3 protein-coding genes are annotated in these 2,893 nt (G+C 44.1%); all 3 read right to left on the reverse strand.

Annotation, left to right across the window (positions count from 1 at the left end; genetic code table 11):
• Positions 1-301, reverse strand: a 301-nt coding sequence (locus PN457_RS12260; protein ID WP_271733625.1) for a DEAD/DEAH box helicase family protein, incomplete at its 3' end; no start/stop codon positions are given.
• A 207-nt stretch (positions 302-508) separates the two neighbouring features.
• Positions 509-1,066 carry an alpha/beta hydrolase gene (locus tag PN457_RS12265; protein ID WP_271733626.1) on the reverse strand — a complete coding sequence of 186 codons (558 nt, stop codon included), beginning with the start codon at positions 1,064-1,066 and terminating at the stop codon, positions 509-511.
• A 155-nt stretch (positions 1,067-1,221) separates the two neighbouring features.
• Positions 1,222-2,301 carry a class II fructose-bisphosphate aldolase gene (gene fba, locus PN457_RS12270; protein WP_271733627.1) on the reverse strand — a complete coding sequence of 360 codons (1,080 nt, stop codon included), beginning with the start codon at positions 2,299-2,301 and terminating at the stop codon, positions 1,222-1,224.
• Between the last annotated feature and the right edge of the window lie 592 nt (positions 2,302-2,893).

The following is a 2,893-nucleotide window of genomic DNA, read 5'->3' on the forward strand; positions in this document are numbered from 1 at the left end:
GCCAAAATCTTGCCGCCTCTCGCCAAGCACCTAAAATTGCCTTTTCTGCTATTTCTGGCTGATTGGGAAAGGGTGAGCCTACTTCTGCGGATACCATGACAGCAGTATATTTACCACTGGCTGTTAATTCCTGTGCTAGGGTGAGCATGGCAGTGGTTTTACCGGTTTGTCTGGGTGCATGGATGACAAAGTAATTGCGCTGTTCAATCAGGCGTTTTAACTCTGGTAACCGTTCACTGGTGGGTAGGGTATAGTGGATATCTGGTTGACAAGGGCCTGCGGTGTTAAACCATTTAGTCATAATAGTTTAGGTATAGGTTGATTTAATTATAATTTCTATGACGGTTGAGCGAATGTTGGTGAGACATTGCCCAGTACTGTAAGGCGATAGCGAAGCGCTGCTGCAACCAGTTCGCACCTGCATGAGTAAGATCCCCGACTTCTTAACATAATCAGAGATAATCTAGGATAATTTAGCTAGAAGTCGGGGATCTGTGTGACATGGTGATTAAACTACCTGATCCCTTAGTTTGATAGCCTGAGGAATTTCCCTGAGTTTTGGGAACCGTTTCGCTACATAGAAGGCTTTTAGTACATCAATTTCTAGGCGTTGACTGGGATAAGCTGCAATAAAATTGATGACAGAAAGACCTTGAGGCTGAGTAGCACCTAATACTAATGCTGCTCTGAGTGCTTGTACCCCCGCGTCATCTTTTCTGACTACAGCCTGGGAGACATTATTCAGAATTGTTATGCCCATTTGTGTATTGAGTAGACTATTGACTGTGACCACATCTATGGGTACTTTGGTTCTCAGCAGTCTGACAAAGAAGCGGCTTTGTTCTTCAGATATTCTACCGGTGTAAAGCTCTAAACCTCTGGGAAATTTCCCAGTATCTGCTGTGTTTTGTAACTCCTCTAGGGAAATAGATTCCGCAAAGGGGCCAAATCGCAGAACAAGGGTATCCGCAGCACGTACGGAGGTGTTAGGCCCCCAAAACTGTGTTAAGGCGATCGCACCTAAGAAACTTGCAACTATTTTGAAGTTTTTCCAGTTGCTTGCCATAAGATTTTTACTAATTAATTTTTAGGTAAATATAACGTAATTTTATATATTTGACGGCGACTGTTGTGGATAAATTCAAAGAGCATAGCAATGCTATGCTCTAGTTGAGTTGCAGGAGGATTGTTTTGTTATCCCCCTGTTAATTTTGAGGGAGATTACACCTTAGCAGATGCTTTAGTAATCATATTCAGTTCGCCCTTAGCATACTTAGCTGCAAAGTCTTCGAGAGAAACTTGCTTAATCTTGCTAGCATTACCGGCGGTACCAAATTGCTGGTATCTGTCAGCACAAACCTTCTGCATATATTTGATGGAAGGCTTGAGGAAGTGACGGGGGTCAAATTCCTTGGGACCTTTTGCTAGAGCTTCACGAACGGCGGCGGTGATAGCTAGACGGTTGTCGGTGTCGATGTTAACTTTACGGACTCCGCTCTTGATACCCTTTTGAATTTCTTCTACAGGTACACCATAGGTTTCGGGAATTGCACCACCGTACTCGTTAATCAAGGCGATTAAATCTTCAGGTACGGAAGAGGAACCGTGCATTACCAAGTGGGTGTTAGGTAGACGGCGGTGAATTTCTTCAATGCGGCTAATGGCCAAGATTTCACCGGTTGGCTTACGGGTAAATTTGTAAGCACCGTGGCTGGTACCGATGGCTACAGCCAAAGCATCTACTTGGGTTTTCTCTACAAACTCCGCTGCTTCGTCTGGGTCTGTTAGTAGTTGAGAGTGGTCAAGTGTACCTTCAAAGCCGTGACCGTCTTCAGCTTCACCAGCACCGGTTTCTAGGGAACCTAAGCAACCCAGTTCACCTTCTACGCTGACACCCAAGGCGTGAGCAACATTGACTACTTCACGGGTGGTATTGACGTTGTACTCAAAGCTAGCGGGGGTTTTAGCGTCTGCTTCCAAGGAACCATCCATCATGACGCTGGTAAAGCCGTTCTTGATGGCGGAGTAGCAGGTAGAAGGCGCATTACCATGATCTTGGTGCATGACAATGGGAATTTCGGGATAGGTTTCTACTGCAGCCAAGATCAGGTGACGTAGAAAGTTTTCTCCAGCATAAGAACGAGCACCACGAGAAGCTTGTAAGATTACGGGGCTATCTGTCTCTGCTGCTGCTTTGAGAATTGCCTGAATCTGCTCTAGGTTGTTGACGTTAAACGCCGGAATACCGTAACCGTTTTCAGCCGCGTGGTCTAAAAGCAGCCGCATTGGTACGAGCGCCATATATATTCCTCCTAATGTGTTTTTGGGCTAATCGGTTTCCGAAGAGCGTAATATTTACGCTAATCTTAATACTTTTTTCAACTTATAGGAAATTATAACTAGTGATGGTTGTTTATTCTGAGAAATTTTCTGCCATCTTCCATCAGGATGCCCTATATTTCCCATCTGCTACTGTACATCAAGTTACACCCAGGCTTAAGGTTTTTAGTATCTCTAGATGCTATAAACCTTGAATTTCCCTTCCAGAGGTAATAGTTGTTGAATTGATTGTTTGTTCAGGTTGGCGATCGCATTTTCTTAGAGGATGTTTGGAAAGTGTTAAACAGGCAATTTTTATATTAGGGAACACCGAACAGGGAACAGGGAACACACCGAACACACAAAAAACAATAAAATCCAGTCCCCTCCCCTGACAAGGACAAGACAAGGTGGACAAGGTGGACTAGGTGACCAGGGAGAAAAACAGTACAAAGTCTGTATTCTTAGTAAGAAAAATAGCCCATTAAAAGACCATTGTCCGGATAAAATCTTCCTTGTCCACTTTCCTTCCTTGTCTTCGGTGGTCTTGCCTTCACAGATCATATTAAAAACC

The sequence above is a fragment of the Anabaenopsis arnoldii genome (assembly GCF_028331025.1).
GTDB classification, from domain to species: Bacteria; Cyanobacteriota; Cyanobacteriia; order Cyanobacteriales; family Nostocaceae; genus Anabaenopsis; species Anabaenopsis arnoldii.

Excerpts from the sequence above, each read along its gene's own strand:
- fba (WP_271733627.1), bottom strand. The coding sequence starts at position 2,301 with ATGGCGCTCGTACCAATGCGGCTGCTTTTAGACCACGCGGCTGAAAAC.
- PN457_RS12265 (WP_271733626.1), bottom strand. The coding sequence starts at position 1,066 with ATGGCAAGCAACTGGAAAAACTTCAAAATAGTTGCAAGTTTCTTAGGT.